Genomic DNA, 20,140 nt, shown 5'->3' with positions numbered 1-20,140 from the left:
ACCAGGGGTGGAGGACAGACGCTCATGCAGGGCACGGTCGACGGATTCAGCTACGGACTCGTCACGCCGGTGGCGGCCTTCCTCATGGCCTGCCTCGGCGGGGCGCTCGGGCTGCGCTGCACCACACGGTCGCTGCGCCACGACGACACCTTCAAAGCCGGCTGGCTCGCGCTCGGCGCCACCTCCATAGGCACCGGCATCTGGACCATGCACTTCATCGCCATGATGGGCTTCTCCGTCCAGCAGGCCCCCATCAGCTACGACCGGCCCATCACCTTCGCCAGTCTCGGCGTCGCCGTCGTCATGGTGGGCATCGGCATCTTCATCGTGGGCTACCGCGGCGCCACCGCCCTGACCCTGGTCACCGGCGGCACCATCACCGGACTCGGCGTCGCCACCATGCACTACCTGGGCATGGCCGGCATGCGGCTGCACGGCCAGATCTCCTACGACACCCTCACGGTCGCCCTCTCCGTGGTCATCGCCGTCGTGGCCGCCACCGTCGCCCTCTGGGCGGCCGTCTCCATCCACGGCTTCCTCGCCAGCCTCGGCGCCAGCCTGGTCATGGGCCTGGCCGTCAGCGGCATGCACTACACCGCCATGGCGGCGGTCGACGTCGAGCTGCACGGCACGCCCGCCCAGGGCGGCGGCGACACCGCCACCTCGCTCCTGCTGCCCATGCTGATCGGGCCTGCCGTCTTCCTCCTGCTGGCCGCCGTCGTGGTCATGTTCGACCCGCTGCTCGTCATGGGCGAGCCCGACTGGCAGAAGCCCACGGCCCGCGGCGGCTACCGCCACGGCGCCCCCGGCGTGCCCGCCCCGCGCCGCGCCCCCGCGTACGGCGAGCCCGCGAACTGGTCGTCGTCCCGGCCCGCCGCCCGCACGGCCCGCAGGGGCGCCCACCGCGGCACGTACCGCTCCCAGGACTGGTGACCAGCCCGCTCCGACCGCGGCGCTGAGCCGATCACCACCCGGCTGTCAGTGCCGGGTCGTACGGTGGTTCCATGCGGCCCGTTTCCAAGATCGAACGTACGGTGGCGCCCTTCGAGGTCGTCAGCCCCTACCAGCCCAGCGGCGACCAGCCCGCCGCCATCGCCGAGCTCGACCGGCGCATCCGCGCAGGCGAGAAGGACGTCGTCCTGCTCGGCGCCACCGGTACCGGAAAGTCGGCGACGACCGCCTGGATGATCGAGAAGCTCCAGCGCCCCACCCTGGTGATGGCGCCGAACAAGACGCTCGCCGCCCAGCTGGCCAACGAGTTCCGCGAGCTCCTGCCGAACAACGCGGTCGAGTACTTCGTCTCGTACTACGACTACTACCAGCCCGAGGCGTACGTCCCGCAGTCCGACACCTACATCGAGAAGGACTCCTCGATCAACGAGGAGGTCGAGCGGCTGCGCCACTCCGCGACCAACTCGCTGCTGACCCGTCGTGACGTCATCGTGGTCGCCTCCGTCTCCTGCATCTACGGTCTCGGCACCCCCCAGGAGTACGTCGACCGGATGGTCGACCTCAAGGTCGGCGACGAGATCGACCGCGACCAGCTGCTGCGCCGCTTCGTCGACATCCAGTACACCCGCAACGACCTGGCGTTCACCCGCGGCACCTTCCGCGTCCGCGGCGACACCATCGAGATCTTCCCGGTCTACGAGGAGCTCGCCGTCCGCATCGAGATGTTCGGCGACGAGATCGAGGCGCTCTCCACGCTGCACCCGCTCACCGGCGAGGTCATCAGCGACGACCGGCAGCTGTACGTCTTCCCCGCCAGCCACTACGTCGCGGGCCCCGAGCGCATGGAGCGGGCCGTCAACGACATCGAGCGCGAGCTGGACCAGCGCCTCAAGGAGCTGGAGAAGCAGGGGAAGATGCTGGAGGCCCAGCGCCTGCGCATGCGGACCACGTACGACATCGAGATGATGCGCCAGATCGGCTCCTGCTCCGGCATCGAGAACTACTCGATGCACTTCGACGGCCGCGAGCCCGGCTCCCCGCCCAACACCCTCCTGGACTACTTCCCGGAGGACTTCCTGCTCGTCATCGACGAGTCGCACGTCACCGTCCCGCAGATCGGCGCGATGTACGAGGGCGACGCCTCCCGCAAGCGCACCCTCGTCGACCACGGCTTCCGGCTCCCCTCCGCCCTCGACAACAGGCCGCTGAAGTGGGAGGAGTTCCAGAAGAGGATCGGCCAGACCGTCTACCTCTCCGCCACCCCGGGCACGTACGAGCTCTCCCGGGGCGACGGCTTCGTCGAGCAGATCATCCGCCCGACCGGGCTCGTCGACCCCGAGGTCGTGGTCAAGCCCACCGAGGGCCAGATCGACGACCTGGTGCACGAGATCCGGCTGCGCACCGAGCGCGACGAGCGCGTGCTGGTCACCACGCTCACCAAGAAGATGGCCGAGGACCTCACGGACTACTTCCTGGAGCTGGGCATCCAGGTGCGCTATCTGCACAGCGACGTCGACACCCTGCGCCGGATCGAGCTGCTGCGCGAGCTGCGGGCCGGCGAGTACGACGTGCTGGTCGGCATCAACCTGCTCCGCGAGGGCCTCGACCTGCCCGAGGTGTCCCTGGTCGCCATCCTCGACGCCGACAAGCAGGGCTTCCTGCGCTCCGGCACCTCGCTCATCCAGACCATCGGCCGCGCCGCGCGCAACGTCTCGGGCCAGGTCCACATGTACGCGGACACCATCACCCCGGCGATGGCGCAGGCCATCGACGAGACCAACCGGCGCCGGGAGAAGCAGGTCGCCTACAACAAGGCCCACGGCATCGACCCGCAGCCGCTGCGCAAGAAGATCAACGACATCGTCGCCACCATCGCGCGCGAGGAGGTCGACACCGAGGAGCTGCTCGGCAGCGGCTACCGCAAGTCGAAGGACGGCAAGGGCGCCAAGGCCCCCGTCCCCTCGCTCGCCGCGCACGCGCCGAAGGGCAGGGCGGGGAAGGCCGGCTCCACCGTCGAGCTCGGCGACCGCCCCGCGACCGAACTGGCCTCGATCATCGAGGAGATGACCGACCGCATGAAGGCCGCCGCCGCCGAGCTGCAGTTCGAGGTCGCCGCGCGGCTGCGCGACGAGGTGTCGGAGCTGAAGAAGGAGCTGCGCCAGATGAAGGAGGCCGGACTGGCCTGACCGGCAGGTCGGATGCCCGCGGACGGCGGCCCGGTGTGTTGCAAGAGCGACACAAAACCGGGCCGCTCCCGGCGCGTTGTCAGTGCCCCTGCGTAGGGTGCTGCTCACACCGATGAGAGGGGCAGCGCGTGACGGTCAACATGACCAAGGGGCAGGCCATCAGCCTGGAGAAGAAGGACGGGGGCAGCCTCACGTCCGTGCGGATGGGCCTCGGCTGGCAGGCGGCGCCCCGCCGCGGCCTGTTCGGCTCGCGCACCCGTGAGATCGACCTGGACGCCTCCGCCGTGCTGTTCGCCGACAAGCAGCCGGTGGACGTGGTCTTCTTCCGCCACCTCGTCAGCGACGACGGCTCGGTCCGTCACACCGGTGACAACCTGGTGGGCGGCGTCGGCCAGGGCGGCGACGACGAGGCGATCCTGGTCGACCTCCAGCGCGTCCCGGTCCACATCGACCAGATCGTCTTCACGGTGAACTCCTTCACCGGCCAGTCCTTCCAGGAGGTGCAGAACGCGTTCTGCCGCCTGGTCGACGAGACCAACGGCCAGGAGCTCGCCCGCTACACGCTCCACGGCGGCGGCCAGTACACGGCCCAGATCATGGCCAAGGTGCACCGGGCCGGTTCGGGCTGGCAGATGACGGCCCTGGGCAACTCGGCCAACGGCCGCACCTTCCAGGACCTGATGCCGTCGATCTTCCCGGTCCTGTAAGCAGCACGTTCGCACGTACGGAGAGACGCAGCAGATGACCGCCGAGCTGGTCCGGGGGCAGAACCACCCCCTGCCCCACACCCGTCTGGAGATCCGGGTCTCGGCCGGTCATCCGGTCCTCGCCGCCGTCACCCTGGTCGACGAGGGGGGACGCGTCCCGGGCACCGGGGCCGTCGCCCATCCCGGGGCGACCGCGCTGCCCGGGGTCGAGGTGCCCCGGCAGGCCGCGACCACGCACCGGCTCGCGGTCGACCTGGAGGCCGTCGAGGACACCGTCCACCGCGTCTGCGTCCTGCTCGCCCTGCCGGTCGGCGTGGAGGGCCCGCCCCGCTTCGGCGCATCCGCCGCTCCCGTCGTCACCGTCACGGCACCCGACGGCACCGGCATCGCCGACTACACCATCACCGGCCTCGACCAGGAGTCCGCGCTCGTCGCCCTGGAGCTCTACCGCCGCCAGGACACCTGGAAGGTCCGGGCCGTCGGCCAGGGGTACGAGGGCGGACTCGCCGCGCTCCTCGCCGACCAGGGCCTGGACCGCCCCGCGGAGCTCGCCGGCTCCATCCTGGAGGCCGTCGCCCAGGGCCTGGCACGCTCCGTCGCCGCCCCGCCCCCACGCGTCCCCGAGGCCGACCGGGTCCGGCAGCCCGCCCCGGCCGCCCCCGGCGGGCCCATCGACTACACGCACCGGGGCCGCCGCCCCGCGCCCGACGCCGCCCCGCCGCGGCCCGAGCAGCCCCCGGCCCCGCCGGCCCACCCGGCCCCCGTCGCGGGCGACGCCACGGGCTGGTCCATGGACGAGCGCCTCTACAACCAGGTGTGGGGCATGTTCGAGGACCTGGCCCGCACGGCCGCCGCCTACCGCAGCGCCTGCCAGTTCGCCGAGTCCCGCCTCGACCAGGAGCTCGACCGGGCCCTGTCCGACCCGCGCGCCCGCATCGGTGGCGCCGGGGACGCCGCCCGGGCCGCGGCCCGGGCGAAGCACGACGAGCTCACCGCCCGCGCCCAGGAGGCGCTCGACCGCGACCTGGCGCAGCTCACCGCCGAGTCCGAGGTCGTCGAGCCGGCGCTGCCCGCCGCCTACGCCCGCTGGGACAGCCCCGTCTGGCAGGCCTACCGGGTCCCCATGGAGGCGCCGATGGCCGTGCGCCTCGGTGACCTCCACCTCCCCGAGCGCACCGGGCTGCGCATCCCGTTCCTGGCCCGGCTCCCGCTGGCCCGGGGGCTCTGGGTGGACTCGGGGCGCGGCCACGGCGAGGCGGCCGCGCTCCTCGACGAGGCCGAGCTGCGCGCGCTCGCCCTGGACACGGCCGTCGCGCTCGTGGCCCGGCTGGTCGCGGTGTATCCGGCGGACGGCTTCCGAGTGCGGGTGATCGACCCGGCGGGTGCGGGTGCGGGCGCGTTCGCCCCGCTGGTGGAGGCCGGGGTGCTCGCGGGCCCGCCGGCGGCCGGTGCCGCCGGGGTCTCGGCCGTTCTCGCCCAGCTCACCGAGCGGGTCGACCTGCTGCAGATGGCGGTCCGCGCCGGTGCCGCCGACGACCTGCCGCCCGGCGTCGACACGGCCGAGCACCTCCTCGTCGTGCACGACTTCCCGCACGGCTTCGACGACCGGGCGGTCAACCAGCTGCGCTATCTCGCCGACGAGGGCCCGGAGGTCGGCCTGCATCTGCTGATGGTCGCGGACCGGGCGGACGCCGCCGCGTACGGACCGGTGCTCGATCCGCTGTGGCGCTCGCTGACGCGGCTCACGCCGGTACCCGAGGACCACCTCGCCGATCCCTGGGTGGGGCATGCCTGGACGTACGAGCCGCCGAGGGTGCCTCAGGGCAGTGCGGTGCTGCGGCAGGTGCTCTCCCAGGTGGCCGACGCCCGACGGCAATGGGATCTCTGACCTGCGGGTTTGGCTCGACTTTACCCATCCCTTTACCTTCTCTTGGGTTTTCGGGTAGTCTTTTTTACGCGGAGGGGAGTACTCCCCAAGCGCGACGTGCCCGTCAGTACGGACGGATCCAGTGATCTGATCCCGGGGCGTCGGCCCGGGCCGTGCCCGGGTGGAAGAGACCTCCGGCAGCGACGACGCTGATCACAAGCCGTACGACGCCGGAGGCGCAGTGGACGTTTCGATGACCCTGTGGGTGCTGACCATTCTCGGTCTGGGTGCCCTTATCGCGGTCGACTTCTTCATCGGGCGCAAGCCCCATGACGTGTCGGTGAAGGAAGCCGGCATCTGGACGATCGTCTGGATCGCCCTCGCCGTCCTCTTCGGCCTGGGCCTGATGGTGTTCGGCACCAGCCAGGCCTCGGGCGAGTTCTTCGCCGGCTTCATCACCGAGAAGTCGCTGAGTGTCGACAACCTGTTCGTCTTCGTCCTGATCATGGCGAAGTTCTCGGTGCCCTCGCACCTGCAGCAGCGCGTGCTGCTCGTGGGTGTGCTGATCGCCCTGGTGCTGCGTGCGATCTTCATCGCCGCCGGCGCGGCGGTCATCGCCAACTTCTCGTGGATCTTCTACATCTTCGGCGCGTTCCTCATCTACACCGCCTGGAAGCTGATCCAGGAGGCGCGCTCCGACGACGACGAGGACGACTGGGAGGAGAACCGCCTCCTCAAGACCGTCGAGAAGAAGTTCGGCGTCGCCGACCGGTACCACGGCACGAAGCTCTTCATCGTCAGCAACGGCAAGCGGGTGCTGACCCCGCTGATGGTCGTCATGCTGGCCATCGGCACCACCGACATCCTCTTCGCCCTCGACTCGATCCCGGCGATCTTCGGCCTCACCCAGGACCCGTACATCGTCTTCACCGCCAACGCCTTCGCCCTCATGGGTCTGCGGCAGCTGTACTTCCTGATCGGCGGCCTGCTCAAGAAGCTGGTCCACCTCAGCTACGGCCTGTCGGTGATCCTCGGCTTCATCGGCGTGAAGCTGGTGCTGCACGCACTGCACGAGTCCGGGGTCCACGTCCCGGAGATCAGCATCCCGTTCTCGCTGACGGTCATCGGCGGTGTCCTGGTCATCACGACCATCACCAGCCTGATCGCCTCCAGGAAGCAGGCGCAGCGCGAGGCCGCCGAGGCCCCGGCGGTCGACGCCGGAGAGACCGAGAAGGACAGCGTCGGAGCCTGACACCCGACGCGGAGAGGGGCCGGTGCGGGTGGTGTCACGCCACCCGGACCGGCCCCTGTGCCGTTTCCGCGCCGCTAGGCGGGCTCCGGGGCCGCCACCCGCGACGGCAGCGTCTCCGGGAGCAGGGCGAAGCAGCCCAGGCTCACCAGCGCCACCACCGTCAGATAGGCGGCCACGCCCCACGGCGGCCCCTCGCCGCCCTCGGAGACCGCGGTCGCGACGATCGGGGTGAGCGCCCCGCCCAGCACGCCGGCCAGGTTGTAACCGACGGCCGCGCCCGTGCAGCGCACCCGCGGCTCGTACAGCTCGGGAAGGTACGCGGCGACCACCGAGAACATGGTGATGAACGCCAGCAGCGAGCCGAGGAAGCCGAGGAACATCAGCAGCGGCACCGCGGTGTGCAGCAGCGCCACCATCGGGAACATCCACACCGCCGAGGCCGCGCAGCCCGCCAGGCAGAGCGTCCGGCGCCCGTACCGGTCGCCGAGCATCGCCGCGAACGGGGTCACCGCCCCCTTGATCGCCACCGCCGACATCACGCAGACCAGCATCACCGTGCTGGACACGCCGAGCCGTTCGGTGCCGTAGGTCAGCGCCCAGGTGGAGACCGTGTAGAAGACGGCGTAGCCGACGGCCAGTGCGCCCGCCGTCAGCAGCACGAGCCGCCAGTGCCCGCGGAACACTTCTTTCAGCGGCGCCTCCGCCCGCTGCCCCGAGGCGGCCATCTCCTCGAACCGGGGCGTCTCGGCGAGCGAGGAGCGCAGCCCGAGACCGGCCGCGGCGAGCAGCCCGGCGGCCCAGAACGGCACCCGCCAGCCCCAGGAGCGGAAGTCGGCGTCGCTCAGTCCGGCCGTCAGCGCCAGCATCACCCCGTTCGCCAGCAGGAAGCCGACCGCGGGCCCGATCTGCGGGAAGCTGGCCCACAGCGCCCGCCGCCGCTCCGGGGCGTGCTCGGCGGTGAGCAGCACCGCCCCGCCCCATTCGCCGCCCAGACCGAGCCCCTGGAGGAAGCGCAGGACGAGCAGGAGCAGGGGCGCGGCGATGCCGATGCTCTCGTACGTCGGGACGCAGCCGACGGCGACCGTGGCGCAGCCGGTGAGCAGCAGCGAGGCGAAGAGCACCGGCCGCCGCCCGTACCGGTCGCCCACGTGCCCGAAGAGGACCGAGCCGAGCGGGCGGGAGACGAAGCCGATCGCGAAGGTGCCGAAGGCCGCCAGGGTGCCGGCGAGGGGCGAGAAGTTCGGGAAGAACAGCGGGCCGAGAACGAGCGCGGCGGCGGTCCCGTAGACGAAGAAGTCGAAGAACTCGATGGCGGTGCCGACGAGTGAGGCGGCGGCGAGCCGCCCCATCGACGGAGCGTGACTGTGGCGCATGTGGCGCCAACTACCCGCCCGCCGTCCGGGTTACGGGGGCGTGCGGGGGCGCGTCGGGATCACCAGCCGCGCTCGCGCCACTCCTCCAGGTGCGGGCGCTCGTCACCCAGCGTGGTGTCGTTGCCGTGGCCGGGGTAGACCCAGGTCTCGTCCGGCAGCGCGCCGAAGAGCTTGGTCTCGACGTCGTGGATCAGGCTCGCGAAGGCCTCCGCGTCGCCCCAGGTGCCGCCTACGCCGCCCGGGAAGAGGCAGTCGCCGGTGAAGAGGTGCGGGTGGCCGTGCGGGTCGTCGTAGACCAGCGCGATCGAGCCCGGCGTGTGCCCGACGAGACGCCGGGCGGTGAGCTCGACCCGGCCGACCGTGACCGTGTCGCCGTCCTGGACGAGGACGTCGGTGGGGACGTCGATGCCCTCCGCGTCGTACGCCCCGGCGTACGTGCGCGCGCCGGTGGCGTCGACGACCTCGGCCAGCGCCTGCCAGTGGTCGCCGTGCTGGTGGGTGGTGACGACGGACGCGATGCCGTCGTCACCGATCAGCGTGAGCAGGGTCCCGGCCTCGGCGGCCGCGTCGATCAGCAGCTGCTCGCCGGTCGCCCGGCAGCGCAGCAGATACGCGTTGTTGTTCATCTCGCCGACCGCGACCTTCGAGATCATCAGGTCGGTCAGTTCGTGCACGTCCGCAGGTCCGCCGACCTTCACCGCTCCGCTGTACGTCATGGCCTCAGCCTATCCCCGGGCCGCGGAGCCCGGGGCGGCAACGGCGGCTACAGGGGCGGGAGCTGGGGGAGCGGGCCGCCCTCGGTGGCGAGCGCCGCGCCCTTGTCGCCGCGGCCGGCCAGCCAGCCGACGAGCTCGTCCAGGGAGCCGGTGACGGTGACCGGGGCGCCCTCGGTGCCCCCGGTCCGCCCGCGGTCGGTGCCGTCGGGGGTGCGCAGGGTCACCGGCGGCACCTCGGGGCGGCCGGACCAGCGGTCGGCGAGGAAGTCGATCTCGCGCAGCAGGAACTCCCGGGGGAGGTCGGCGAGCTCGTAGCCGGCGCCCAGGTCGACGTGGTGCAGGGCCACCTCGACCCAGCGGCGGAAGGGCACCCGGGAGGCGCTGTCGGTGACGCCGTTGCGCAGCTCCACGGTCCGGTCCCAGGCGGCGGGCTCGTCGCAGACGGCCTGGAAGCGGTCCGCGGTGGCGCGCAGGTCGGCGAGCTGGACGTCGAGGGGGCGGCCGGCGTCCCGCTCGATGTCGGCGTCGCGGGTCTCGCCGTCCTCGTACATCGGCAGGCCCCGGAGCACGTTCACCAGAGCGTCGGCGTTGCGGGCGAGGTGGGCGAGGACGTGGCCGCGGCTCCAGCCCGGAAGCCGTGACGGCTCGGCGAGCGCCGCGTTGTCCCAGGAGGCGGCCGCGTCGAGGAGCCGGTCGGTCGCCTCGCGCACGGAGGTCAGGTCACGCACATGGTCGATCATGGCGCAGACCCTAGCGCCGACGGGGTGTCGCCACCCGTTCGGGTGAAGAGGGCAGCGGAACGCCGGAAATCGAATGTGCGTGCTATAGGCTCGTCGGAAGCATCAGGCATCCTTGGTTGTTGGATGCTCTGGCACATCCGCTCTCTCAAGAAAGGTGCGGACCGGCGTGGCCGACCGTCTCATCGTCCGTGGCGCTCGTGAGCACAACCTCAAGAACGTCTCGCTCGACCTCCCCCGTGACTCCCTGATCGTCTTCACCGGGCTCTCCGGGTCGGGCAAGTCCTCCCTCGCGTTCGACACGATCTTCGCCGAGGGGCAGCGCCGGTACGTCGAGTCGCTCTCCTCCTACGCCCGCCAGTTCCTCGGCCAGATGGACAAGCCGGACGTCGACTTCATCGAAGGTCTGTCGCCCGCCGTCTCCATCGACCAGAAGTCGACCTCGCGCAACCCGCGCTCGACGGTCGGCACGATCACCGAGGTCTACGACTACCTCCGGCTGCTCTTCGCCCGCATCGGCAAGCCGCACTGTCCGGAGTGCCGCCGGCCGATCTCCCGCCAGTCGCCGCAGGCCATCGTCGACAAGGTCCTGGAGCTGCCCGAGGGCAGCCGCTTCCAGGTCCTGTCGCCGCTGGTGCGCGAGCGCAAGGGCGAGTTCGTCGACCTCTTCGCCGACCTCCAGACCAAGGGCTACAGCCGCGCCCGGGTCGACGGGCAGACGATCCAGCTCAGCGAGCCGCCGACCCTGAAGAAGCAGGAGAAGCACACGATCGAGGTGGTCATCGACCGCCTCACCGTGAAGGACAGCGCCAAGCGCCGCCTCACCGACTCGGTCGAGACCGCGCTCGGGCTCTCCGGCGGCATGGTCGTGCTCGACTTCGTCGACCTCGCCGAGGACGACCCCGAGCGCGAGCGGATGTACTCGGAGCACCTCTACTGCCCGTACGACGACCTGTCCTTCGAGGAGCTGGAGCCGCGCTCCTTCTCCTTCAACTCGCCCTTCGGCGCCTGCCCGGACTGCACCGGCATCGGCACCCGCATGGAGGTCGACCCCGAGCTGGTCGTCCCCGACGAGGAGAAGTCCCTCGACGAGGGCGCCATCCACCCCTGGTCGCACGGGCACACCAAGGAGTACTTCGGCCGGCTCATCGGCGGGCTCTCCCAGGCGCTGGGCTTCCGCACCGACATCCCGTACGCCGGGCTGCCGCAGCGGGCCAAGAAGGCCCTCATGCACGGCCACAAGACCCAGGTCGAGGTCCGCTACCGGAACCGGTACGGCCGCGAGCGGGCCTACACCACCCCCGCCTTCGAGGGCGCCGTCTCCTTCGTGAAGCGGCGGCACAGCGAGGCCGAGAGCGACTCCAGCCGCGAGCGCTTCGAGGGCTACATGCGCGAGGTGCCGTGCCCCACCTGCGAGGGCACCCGCCTCAAGCCGATCGTGCTCGCGGTTACCGTGATGGAGAAGTCCATCGCCGAGGTCTCCGCCATGTCGATCAGCGACTGCGCCGACTTCCTCGGCCGCCTCACGCTCAACGCGCGCGACAAGAAGATCGCCGAGCGGGTCCTGAAGGAGGTCAACGAGCGGCTGCGCTTCCTCGTCGACGTCGGCCTCGACTACCTCTCGCTCAACCGGGCCGCCGGCACCCTCTCCGGCGGCGAGGCCCAGCGCATCCGGCTCGCCACCCAGATCGGCTCCGGCCTGGTCGGCGTGCTCTACGTGCTCGACGAGCCGTCCATCGGCCTGCACCAGCGCGACAACCACCGGCTCATCGAGACCCTGGTCCGGCTCCGCGACATGGGCAACACCCTCATCGTGGTCGAGCACGACGAGGACACCATCAAGGTCGCCGACTGGGTCGTGGACATCGGCCCCGGCGCCGGTGAGCACGGCGGCAAGGTCGTCCACTCCGGCCCCTTGAAGGAGCTCCTGGCCAACGAGGAGTCGATGACCGGGCAGTACCTGTCGGGCCGCAAGGCCATCCCCACCCCGGACATCCGCCGCCCCGTGGACCCGTCGCGCCGCCTCACCGTGCACGGCGCCCGCGAGAACAACCTGCGGGACATCGACGTCTCCTTCCCGCTCGGCGTCCTCACCGCCGTCACCGGAGTCTCCGGCTCCGGCAAGTCGACCCTGGTCAACGACATCCTCTACACCCACCTGGCGCGCGAGCTCAACGGCGCCAAGTCGGTGCCCGGACGCCACACCCGGGTGGACGGCGACGACCTCGTCGACAAGGTCGTGCACGTCGACCAGTCGCCCATCGGCCGCACCCCGCGGTCCAACCCGGCGACGTACACCGGCGTCTTCGACCACGTCCGCAAGCTCTTCGCGGAGACCATGGAGGCGAAGGTCCGCGGCTATCTGCCCGGCCGCTTCTCCTTCAACGTCAAGGGCGGCCGCTGCGAGAACTGCTCCGGCGACGGCACCATCAAGATCGAGATGAACTTCCTCCCGGACGTCTACGTCCCGTGCGAGGTCTGCCACGGCGCCCGGTACAACCGGGAGACCCTGGAGGTCCACTACAAGGGCAAGTCCATCGCCGAGGTCCTGGACATGCCGATCGAGGAGGCCCTGGACTTCTTCGAGGCCGTCCCGACCATCGCCCGCCACCTGCGCACGCTCCACGAGGTCGGCCTCGGGTACGTCCGCCTCGGCCAGTCCGCGCCCACCCTCTCCGGCGGCGAGGCCCAGCGCGTCAAGCTGGCCTCCGAGCTGCAGAAGCGCTCCACGGGGCGCACGGTCTACGTCCTGGACGAGCCGACCACGGGCCTCCACTTCGAGGACATCTCGAAGCTGATCAAGGTCCTGTCCGGTCTCGTCGACAAGGGGAACTCGGTGATCGTCATCGAGCACAACCTGGACGTCATCAAGACCGCGGACTGGCTCATCGACATGGGCCCCGAGGGCGGCAGCGGTGGCGGCATCGTCGTCGCCGAGGGCACGCCCGAGGAGGTCGCCTCGGTCCCGGCCAGCCACACCGGCAAGTTCCTCCGCGAGATCCTGGGCGCCGACCGGGTCAGCGACGCCTCGGTCCCGGCCGCGCGGAGCGCCAAGAAGGCCCCCGCGAAGAAGTCCCCCGCGAAGAAGGCGACGGCCACCAAGGCGACGGCTGCCAAGGCGGCCGCCGCCAAGAAGGCCGCGCCGGCGAAGAAGACCGCCGCGAAGAAGACGACCGCCGGGACCCGCAAGGCCTGACGGACGCCGCCCCCGGCCCCTGAGGGGGTGGCCCCGCCGACACCGGCGGGGCCACCCCCTCAGCCGTCGCCCAGCTCGTGCCCGTACGGTGGCTCCGCACCCGCCCTCGTGCAGGTCACCGCCGCCGCCCGCGCCGCGAAGGACAGCAGCTCCCGCCACTCCTCCCGGGACAGGCCGGCCGGATCACGGCCGGCGAGTCCGTGCAGCAGGGCCGCGTTGACCGTGTCGCCCGCGCCGATCGTGTCCACCACCCGCACCCGGACCGCCGGGACCGCCACCTCGTACGCCCGGGTGAAGACGCTCAGCCCTCCGGCGCCCCGGGTGAGGACCACCGCCGCCGGGCCCCGCTCCAGCCACTCGGCCGGGGAGCCGCCCAGCCAGGCCGCGTCCTCCTCCGACAGCTTCAGCAGCGACACGTACGGCAGCCAGCCCGCGAAGCGCTCCCGGTAGGCCGCAGGGTCCGGGATCAGGCCGGGCCGCACGTTCGGGTCGAGCAGCGTGAAGGCGCCCTCCCGGGAGGAACGCCGCAGCAGCGCCTCGTACGCGCTCGCGCCCGGCTCCAGGGCCAGCGAGCAGGTCCCGAAGGCCACGGCCCGCACGTCCTCCGGCAGCCGCTCCGGCAGCGTGAAGAGGCGGTCCGCCGTGCCCTCCACGTAGAAGCCGTAGCGCGCCGAGCCGTCCGGGCCCACCGAGGCCACCGCCAGGCTGGTCGGCTCCGGCCCGCGCTGGACGAGCCCGGTCGCCACTCCCGCCGCCCGCAGCCCGCCGACCAGCGCCTCGCCGAAGGCGTCGGTCGAGACCCGGGAGCAGAAGGCGGCCTCCGCGCCGATCCGCCCGAGGGCCACCGCCGTGTTGTAGGGGCCGCCGCCCGGCCGGGGCAGCAACGGGGACAGGGGGCCGGTGGCCCCGTCCGGAACCAGGTCGATCAGGGACTCACCCGCGACGACGATCACGTACCGGAAGGTAACCCATGCCCCGTACGTCACGACAGCCCCGCCGCAGGCCCCCGTGAGCGCGCCGGTATCGTCGTTCGGGTCACCCGCTTCGGGTGTCTTGTCCCCGATTTCCCCGTGAACCCGTGGAGCGCTCATGTCCGGCCAGTCCACCCGCCGCACCGTGCTGAAAGGCGCCGCCCTCGCCGGGGCCGCCGGCCTGGGTGTCTCCGCCTGCTCCACGGACTCCAAGCTGGGCCACGCCCAGACCCCGACCCCGACCGCCCCGGTCTCCCTCGGCGCGCCCGACGAGGTGCCCGTCGGCGGCGCCAAGCTCTACCGCGAGCAGCGGCTCCTGGTGCACTGCCCGGCCAAGGGCCAGTACAAGGCGTTCAGTGCCCAGTGCACCCACGCCGGCTGTGTCCTCGACAAGATCGAGGACAACGAGGGCAACTGCCCCTGCCACGGCAGCCGCTTCGACGTGACCACCGGCAAGGCCCTCCAGGGCCCGGCGACCGTGCCGCTCCCCGAGGTCCCGGTCCGCGTCGAGAACGGCAAGCTGGTGGCGGGCCCGGAGGCGTAAGGCCCGGGTCCCGAGGCGCGAGGCCCCGAGGCTCGGAGCCCCGATGCCCGCCCAGGCCCGAGGCCCGGCGGCCCCTACGCCCAGTCCCAGTCGATCCCCAGGATCCCCGGGCGTACCCCCTGGTCCACCAGGTGCACCGCGCGGTGCCGGCCGCTCACCGTCAGCTCGGCCCGGCCGCCGCGCGGCGCGCCCGTCGACGCCTGCGCGAACCGCCGGCACCGCACCGGCAGCGCCGCCTCGTCGAACCGCACCTGCAGCACGTACTGCCCGCCCGCGAAGCTGAAGCCCCGCACGTACTCCCGGCTCGGACCGCCGGTGCCGTCCTCGAAGCCGTACGAGAAGAAGTACGTGTCCCCGGCCCGCAGCCGCGTGTCGAAGAGCAGCTCCGCGACGAGCACCCCCGTCTCCGCGTGCCGCCGCACCCGCCCCGTGCGGCAGTTCTCCGCCGCCCGCACCTCCACCCGGGACGGATCGCAGCCGGGATCGCCCCAGTGGATCGCGAGATAGCGGTCGATGCCGTCCCGGTGCGCCCGGACCACCTGCTGCGACTCCCGGCCGAGCAGCTCGCGCCCCGCCCCGATCCGCACCCGCTCGTGGTGCCCGACCGTGTGCAGCCCCCCGTCCGCCGGGCTCTCCAGCTCGGCGAGCAGCCCCTCCACGACCCCGGATGCCTCCACCAGGGAGCGGTACGAGCGGGTCGCCGGGCGCTCCACGTCGGCGCGGGTGGCGGTGTCCTCGGCGAGCAGCCGGGTCAGCGAGTTCCCCGGCAGCTGGAGCACCTCCTCCAGGGCCCGTACCGCCTTCATCGACTCCGGGCGCTGCGGGCGGCGGGCGCCCTGCTGCCAGTAGCTGAGCGAGGTCACCCCGACCTTGATGCCCCGGTGCGCCAGATGGTGCTGCACCCGCTGGAGCGGCAGCCCGCGCACCGCGAGCGCCGTGCGCAGCGCCAGGTGGAACGGGCCGGTGTGCAGCAACTGCGCCAGATCGGCCTCGGTGTGACCCACGAGGACTCCTCAGTGAACGTTCACGTCAGGGCGGACCGGTTACGGCACCTCCCGGGGCGGGCGGGCTGGTGGACCGGGGGCCGTCGTTCACAGCCGGGTCACACCGTTCACAGCTCGCCGTCATCCCGCATTGAAGCGTGTTGACCCGTTCCGGACAACGCCCGATGCTCCTGACCAGCGTCCGGACGCGCTCCTCTCCTCCAACTCCCCACATCCCCACCTCGGGAGGAACGCGATGCGCAAGAGAAAGCTCTCCTTCGCGGCACTCGCCGCGGCCGCCGCCCTCTTCGTCCTGCCCGCCACGCCGGCGTCCGCCGCGCCGGCCGGCTCCGGGACGCAGAACGACACGGTGTCGGCGTACGCGTACAAGCGCCTCAACCTCACCATGCAGGCCCAGCAGAAGACCAACTGGTGCTGGGCCGCGGCCGGCAACACCATCGCCACCTGGTTCGGGCGCAACTACAGCCAGAACCAGTTCTGCAACGCCGCCTTCAACCGCCAGCAGGGCTACGAGTGCCCCAACTCGCAGGCCACCCTCGGCAACGTCCAGACCGGCCTGAGCTGGGCGGGCATCAACCCCGGCTCGTACGTGGACGGCTGGCTGCGCTACTCGACCGTGCAGACCGAGATCAACGCCAACCGGCCGGTCGAGACGCGGATCCAGTGGTCCAGCGGCGGTGGCCACATGCACGTGATCTACGGCTACGACGACGCCAACGGCTGGGTCTACTGGGGCGACCCGTGGCCGTCCAGCGACCGCTACAACTGGGCCTCGCACGACTGGTACGTCGACAACGGCTCCTTCTCCTGGACCCACTCGCTCTACCGGATCGGGGCGTGACGACCATGACCGTGCGCACACGAGCCCTGGGCGCGGGCCTGCTGACCGCCGCCGCCCTGGTCGCCCTCGGCGCCGCCCCGGCCGACGCGGCCCCGGCTCCGGTCCCGCCGGCCGCGCCCACCCCCGAGCTGGCGGTCGCCGCACCGCAGACGCTCGACACGCTCGCCCGCTTCTTCAGCCGGGACGCCGAGGGCGGCGCTCTGGCGCGGTCCGCTTCCACACCCCGGATCGACGGCGCGTCGGTGCCGGTGCGGATCCTCTCTCCGGACTTCGTCGCCGGGAAGCCGGGGGCGGCGGTGGCCCGCGTCGAGTTCCACGCGAGCACGGCCGTCGCCGCCGACGGGCGGACCGCCTCGCTGTGGACGGTACGCGGGACCGGCGGCGGCTGGCGGGTGGTGAACATCGCCACCGGCGACGACGAGCTGCGCTACACCCGGCAGGGGCTCCGCGCACTGCCCGGCGGGATCGTCTTCCGCGAGCCGCAGATCGACGCGTGGTACGTCCAGAAGGGGGCGAAGGTGCTGCCACTGGACGAGGACGCGGTGCGGGCGGTGGGGCGGAACGGGGTCAGCCTCGTCGCCTACCGGGAGCGGGTGGTGAAGGCGTACGGGGACAAGTTGCCGGGGTCCGGGTACGCGAGGAAGGGGGCGGCCGGGGGGTACGGCACCGATGCCGCCACCCCCGGCGTCTCCGACGGGGGTGTCTCCGACGGGCCCGCCGTCACCGCCGCCTCCACCGCGGCCGGTGCGGGCGCCGTGCTGGTGCTCGCGCTGACGGGTGCCGTGGCCCTGCGCAAGAGGCGCGGGTCCGCGACGGACTGAGGTACGGACGACCGGGAGCGGAGGCGCCCGCGAGGCGCCGTCCGCTGGGCCCATGGGTTCCGCCCCGGCGGGACCCATGGGCACGACGGGGGCGGGACGGGAGGGTGGGCCTACTGCGCCAGGTACCCCCCGTCCACCGGCAGCACCGCTCCCGTCACGAAGGACGCCTCGTCCGAGGCCAGGAAGAGGATGGCCGCGGCGACCTCGTCCGGGTGGCCGAAGCGGGCCATCGGGTGGGCGCGGGCCACGGTGTCCAGGTAGGCGGGGCCGCCCGGTTCCTCGCGGACGGCGGCGACGCGTTCGGTCTCGATGGTGCCCGGGGCGACCGCGTTGACGCGGATGCCGTGGGCGGCCCACTCCACCGCCAGGTGCTTGGTCAGGCCCGTCGCCACGAACTTCGCCGGGCCGTAGACCGCCTGCCGGGCCTGGCCGGCGACGCCCGAGACCGACGAGGTGCAGACGATCGCGCCGCCGCCGGTAAGGAGCATCGCCTCGATCGCGTACTTGCAGGTCAGGAACATGCCCCGGCCGTCCACGGCCATCACGTCGTCGAAGTCCGAGGCGCTCGCCTCGGTGATGTCGAGCAGCGGGATCACCCCGGCGTTCGCCACCAGGACGTCCAGGCGGCCGAAACGCTCGACCGCCGTGGCGATCATGCGGCGGGCGTCCGCGTCCCGCGAGACGTCGCCGACCACCGTCACCATGCCGTCGCCGAGCGTGCCGAGCCGCTCCGCGTCCACGTCCGTCGCCACCACCCGGGCGCCCTCGCGCGCGAAGCGCAGCGCCGTCGCCCGGCCGATCCCGCTCGCCGCGCCGGTGACCACGCACACCCGGCCCGCGAGCCGTCCGGAATCCTCGTTCGCCATACCCGGCCAACGAGCGCGCACGGTCGGAGTGTCGGTCCCCGCCAGTAGGGTGGGAACCATGGCCGACCCCTCCAGCTACCGCCCCAAGCCGGGACAGATCCCCGACTCCCCGGGGGTCTACAAATTCCGCGACGAGCACCGCCGGGTGATCTACGTCGGGAAGGCGAAGTCCCTTCGGCAGCGCCTGGCGAACTACTTCCAGCCGCTCGCGAGCCTGCACCCGCGGACGGCGACGATGGTGACCACGGCCGCCTCCGTGGAGTGGACCGTCGTGTCGACCGAGGTCGAGGCGCTGCAGCTGGAGTACTCCTGGATCAAGGAGTTCGACCCCCGGTTCAACGTCAAGTACCGGGACGACAAGAGCTACCCCTACCTCGCGGTCACCCTGAACGAGGAGTATCCGCGGGTCCAGGTCATGCGCGGCCACAAGAAGAAGGGCGTGCGCTACTTCGGGCCGTACGGACACGCGTGGGCGATCCGCGAGACCGTCGACCTGATGCTGCGGGTGTTCCCGGTGCGCACCTGCTCGGCGGGGGTCTTCCGCAACGCCGCCTCGGCCGGGCGGCCCTGCCTGCTCGGCTACATCGGCAAGTGCTCGGCGCCCTGCGTCGGCCGGGTCACCCCCGAGGAGCACCGCGAACTGGCCGAGGACTTCTGCGACTTCATGACCGGCCGCACCGGCACGTATCTGCGCCGGCTGGAGAAGGAGATGACGATCGCGGCCGAGGACATGGAGTACGAGAAGGCCGCCCGGCTGCGCGACGACATAGGGGCCCTGCGCAAGGCCATGGAGAAGAGCGCGGTCGTCCTCGCCGACGCCACCGACGCCGACCTCATCGCGCTCGCCGAGGACGAGCTGGAGGCCGCCGTCCAGATCTTCCACGTCCGCGGCGGCCGGGTCCGCGGCCAGCGCGGCTGGGTCACGGACAAGGTCGAGGCCGTCGACACCGCCGGGCTCGTCGAGCACGCCCTCCAGCAGCTGTACGGAGAGGAGAGCGGCGACGCGGTCCCCAAGGAGGTGCTGGTCCCCGCCCTGCCGGAGGACGCCGACGCGGTCACCGCCTGGCTCTCCGGCCGCCGCGGGTCCAACGTCTCGCTGCGCGTCCCGCAGCGCGGCGACAAGAAGGACCTGATGGAGACCGTCGCGCGCAACGCGCAGCAGGCCCTCGTGCTCCACAAGACCAAGCGGGCCAGCGACCTCACCACCCGCTCCCGGGCCCTGGAGGAGATCGCCGACGCCCTGGACCTGGACTCCGCGCCGCTGCGCATCGAGTGCTTCGACATCTCCCACCTCCAGGGCGAGGACGTCGTGGCCTCCATGGTCGTCTTCGAGGACGGCCTGCCCCGCAAGGGGGAGTACCGCCGCTTCCAGATCAAGGGCTTCGAGGGACAGGACGACGTCCGGTCCATGCACGAGGTGATCAGCCGCCGCTTCAAGCGCTACCTCGCCGAGAAGGAGAAGACCGGCGAGTGGGTGGACGGGGAGGTCCCGGCGGACGAGGGGCCCGAGGGCCGGGAGGACGACGGACGGCCCAAGCGCTTCGCGTACCCGCCGCAGCTCGTCGTGGTCGACGGCGGGCAGCCGCAGGTCGCGGCGGCCCGGCGGGCCCTGGACGAGCTCGGCATCGACGACATCGCCGTCTGCGGGCTCGCCAAGCGCCTGGAGGAGGTCTGGCTGCCCGGCGACGACGACCCGGTGGTGCTGCCCCGCTCCAGCGAGGGCCTGTACCTCCTTCAGCGGGTACGTGACACGGCTCACGATTTCGCCATCCGCTACCAGCGGTCCAAGCGGAACAAGCGCATCCGCAGCAGCCCCTTGGACGCCGTGCCGGGTCTGGGCGAGACGCGCAAGCAGGCACTCATCAAGCATTTCGGCTCGGTCAAACGCCTCCGGCAGGCGACAATCGAGCAGATCTGCGAGGTCCCCGGCATGGGCCGCAAGACGGCCGAGGCCGTGGCGGTGGCCCTCGCGCAGGCGGCCCCGGCCGCGCCCGCCGTGAACACGGCAACAGGAGAGATCATGGAAGACGACGGGGGCACGACGGCATGACCACGCACGACCGGCAGCACGAGAACGACCCGCACGCCGACGACGTCCGGCGCGAAGA

The 20,140-nt window shown here is 72.0% G+C and carries 16 protein-coding genes; 10 read left to right on the top strand and 6 right to left on the bottom strand.

The window, feature by feature from the left end:
- The first annotated feature begins 24 nt into the window (after positions 1 to 24).
- The 5 genes from OG309_RS09305 to OG309_RS09285 all read left to right on the top strand — a co-directional run bounded on the left by OG309_RS09305 (position 25) and on the right by OG309_RS09285 (position 6,963).
- On the top strand, positions 25 to 933 hold the full coding sequence (locus OG309_RS09305) for an MHYT domain-containing protein (RefSeq protein WP_329419671.1): 909 nt from the start codon (positions 25 to 27) through the stop codon (positions 931 to 933).
- Between the two features lie 71 nt (positions 934 to 1,004).
- A complete protein-coding gene (gene uvrB / locus OG309_RS09300) occupies positions 1,005 to 3,137 on the top strand; it encodes an excinuclease ABC subunit UvrB (protein ID WP_329419670.1) in 2,133 nt (710 codons plus the stop codon).
- A gap of 128 nt (positions 3,138 to 3,265) precedes the next feature.
- Positions 3,266 to 3,844, top strand: coding sequence for a TerD family protein (locus OG309_RS09295; RefSeq protein ID WP_329419669.1), 579 nt, complete (start codon positions 3,266 to 3,268; stop codon positions 3,842 to 3,844).
- Positions 3,845 to 3,878: 34 nt separating this feature from the next.
- On the top strand, positions 3,879 to 5,732 hold the full coding sequence (locus OG309_RS09290; RefSeq protein ID WP_329419667.1) for a TerD family protein: 1,854 nt from the start codon (positions 3,879 to 3,881) through the stop codon (positions 5,730 to 5,732).
- A gap of 220 nt (positions 5,733 to 5,952) precedes the next feature.
- Entirely contained in the window at positions 5,953 to 6,963 is a 1,011-nt protein-coding gene (locus OG309_RS09285) for a TerC family protein (protein WP_329419666.1), read from the top strand.
- A 74-nt stretch (positions 6,964 to 7,037) separates the two neighbouring features.
- Here OG309_RS09285 and OG309_RS09280 read toward each other — a convergent pair whose 3' ends face one another.
- The 3 genes from OG309_RS09280 to OG309_RS09270 all read right to left on the bottom strand — a co-directional run bounded on the left by OG309_RS09280 (position 7,038) and on the right by OG309_RS09270 (position 9,792).
- Positions 7,038 to 8,312, bottom strand: coding sequence for an MFS transporter (locus OG309_RS09280; protein ID WP_329428233.1), 1,275 nt, complete (start codon positions 8,310 to 8,312; stop codon positions 7,038 to 7,040).
- Positions 8,313 to 8,395: 83 nt separating this feature from the next.
- Positions 8,396 to 9,052, bottom strand: coding sequence for an MBL fold metallo-hydrolase (locus OG309_RS09275; RefSeq protein WP_329419665.1), 657 nt, complete (start codon positions 9,050 to 9,052; stop codon positions 8,396 to 8,398).
- A 47-nt stretch (positions 9,053 to 9,099) separates the two neighbouring features.
- Positions 9,100 to 9,792: a maleylpyruvate isomerase family mycothiol-dependent enzyme gene (locus tag OG309_RS09270; RefSeq protein WP_329419664.1), complete on the bottom strand. Its 693-nt coding sequence runs from the start codon at positions 9,790 to 9,792 to the stop codon at positions 9,100 to 9,102.
- A gap of 166 nt (positions 9,793 to 9,958) precedes the next feature.
- Between OG309_RS09270 and uvrA the strand changes: the two genes are divergently transcribed.
- Positions 9,959 to 12,985 carry an excinuclease ABC subunit UvrA gene (uvrA, locus tag OG309_RS09265; protein WP_329419663.1) on the top strand — a complete coding sequence of 1,009 codons (3,027 nt, stop codon included), beginning with the start codon at positions 9,959 to 9,961 and terminating at the stop codon, positions 12,983 to 12,985.
- Between the two features lie 59 nt (positions 12,986 to 13,044).
- Here the strand turns inward: uvrA and OG309_RS09260 are convergent, their stop codons facing one another.
- Positions 13,045 to 13,938 (bottom strand): carbohydrate kinase family protein, encoded by an 894-nt coding sequence (locus OG309_RS09260; protein WP_329419661.1) that lies wholly within the window; start codon positions 13,936 to 13,938, stop codon positions 13,045 to 13,047.
- Between the two features lie 136 nt (positions 13,939 to 14,074).
- On the opposite strand from OG309_RS09260, the gene OG309_RS09255 reads away from it, so the two are divergent.
- Positions 14,075 to 14,500, top strand: coding sequence for a Rieske (2Fe-2S) protein (locus OG309_RS09255; protein WP_329419659.1), 426 nt, complete (start codon positions 14,075 to 14,077; stop codon positions 14,498 to 14,500).
- 74 nt (positions 14,501 to 14,574) lie between these two features.
- Here the strand turns inward: OG309_RS09255 and OG309_RS09250 are convergent, their stop codons facing one another.
- Complete coding sequence (locus tag OG309_RS09250) at positions 14,575 to 15,504, bottom strand: hypothetical protein (RefSeq protein WP_329419657.1); 930 nt, start codon at positions 15,502 to 15,504, stop codon at positions 14,575 to 14,577.
- 235 nt (positions 15,505 to 15,739) lie between these two features.
- Here OG309_RS09250 and OG309_RS09245 point away from each other — a divergent pair, with 235 nt between their 5' ends.
- On the top strand, positions 15,740 to 16,345 hold the full coding sequence (locus OG309_RS09245; protein WP_329419655.1) for a papain-like cysteine protease family protein: 606 nt from the start codon (positions 15,740 to 15,742) through the stop codon (positions 16,343 to 16,345).
- Between the two features lie 5 nt (positions 16,346 to 16,350).
- Entirely contained in the window at positions 16,351 to 17,166 is an 816-nt protein-coding gene (locus tag OG309_RS09240) for a hypothetical protein (RefSeq protein WP_329428231.1), read from the top strand.
- Positions 17,167 to 17,276: 110 nt separating this feature from the next.
- Here the strand turns inward: OG309_RS09240 and OG309_RS09235 are convergent, their stop codons facing one another.
- Complete coding sequence (locus tag OG309_RS09235; protein ID WP_329419654.1) at positions 17,277 to 18,032, bottom strand: SDR family NAD(P)-dependent oxidoreductase; 756 nt, start codon at positions 18,030 to 18,032, stop codon at positions 17,277 to 17,279.
- Between the two features lie 58 nt (positions 18,033 to 18,090).
- Between OG309_RS09235 and uvrC the strand changes: the two genes are divergently transcribed.
- Positions 18,091 to 20,082 carry an excinuclease ABC subunit UvrC gene (gene uvrC, locus OG309_RS09230; protein WP_329419652.1) on the top strand — a complete coding sequence of 664 codons (1,992 nt, stop codon included), beginning with the start codon at positions 18,091 to 18,093 and terminating at the stop codon, positions 20,080 to 20,082.
- The last annotated feature ends 58 nt before the right edge of the window (positions 20,083 to 20,140 follow it).

Source organism: Streptomyces sp. NBC_01268 (assembly GCF_036240795.1).
Taxonomy (GTDB): Bacteria; Actinomycetota; Actinomycetes; order Streptomycetales; family Streptomycetaceae; genus Streptomyces.
The sequence above is the reverse complement of the archived record's forward strand: the minus strand, read 5'-3'. Positions and strand labels throughout refer to the sequence as shown.

Excerpts from the sequence above, each read along its gene's own strand:
- OG309_RS09305 (WP_329419671.1), top strand. The coding sequence starts at position 25 with ATGCAGGGCACGGTCGACGGATTCAGCTACGGACTCGTCACGCCGGTG.
- uvrB (WP_329419670.1), top strand. The coding sequence starts at position 1,005 with ATGCGGCCCGTTTCCAAGATCGAACGTACGGTGGCGCCCTTCGAGGTC.
- OG309_RS09290 (WP_329419667.1), top strand. The coding sequence starts at position 3,879 with ATGACCGCCGAGCTGGTCCGGGGGCAGAACCACCCCCTGCCCCACACC.
- OG309_RS09280 (WP_329428233.1), bottom strand. The coding sequence starts at position 8,312 with ATGGGGCGGCTCGCCGCCGCCTCACTCGTCGGCACCGCCATCGAGTTC.
- OG309_RS09275 (WP_329419665.1), bottom strand. The coding sequence starts at position 9,052 with ATGACGTACAGCGGAGCGGTGAAGGTCGGCGGACCTGCGGACGTGCAC.
- OG309_RS09270 (WP_329419664.1), bottom strand. The coding sequence starts at position 9,792 with ATGATCGACCATGTGCGTGACCTGACCTCCGTGCGCGAGGCGACCGAC.
- OG309_RS09255 (WP_329419659.1), top strand. The coding sequence starts at position 14,075 with ATGTCCGGCCAGTCCACCCGCCGCACCGTGCTGAAAGGCGCCGCCCTC.
- OG309_RS09245 (WP_329419655.1), top strand. The coding sequence starts at position 15,740 with ATGCGCAAGAGAAAGCTCTCCTTCGCGGCACTCGCCGCGGCCGCCGCC.
- OG309_RS09240 (WP_329428231.1), top strand. The coding sequence starts at position 16,351 with ATGACCGTGCGCACACGAGCCCTGGGCGCGGGCCTGCTGACCGCCGCC.
- OG309_RS09235 (WP_329419654.1), bottom strand. The coding sequence starts at position 18,032 with ATGGCGAACGAGGATTCCGGACGGCTCGCGGGCCGGGTGTGCGTGGTC.
- uvrC (WP_329419652.1), top strand. The coding sequence starts at position 18,091 with ATGGCCGACCCCTCCAGCTACCGCCCCAAGCCGGGACAGATCCCCGAC.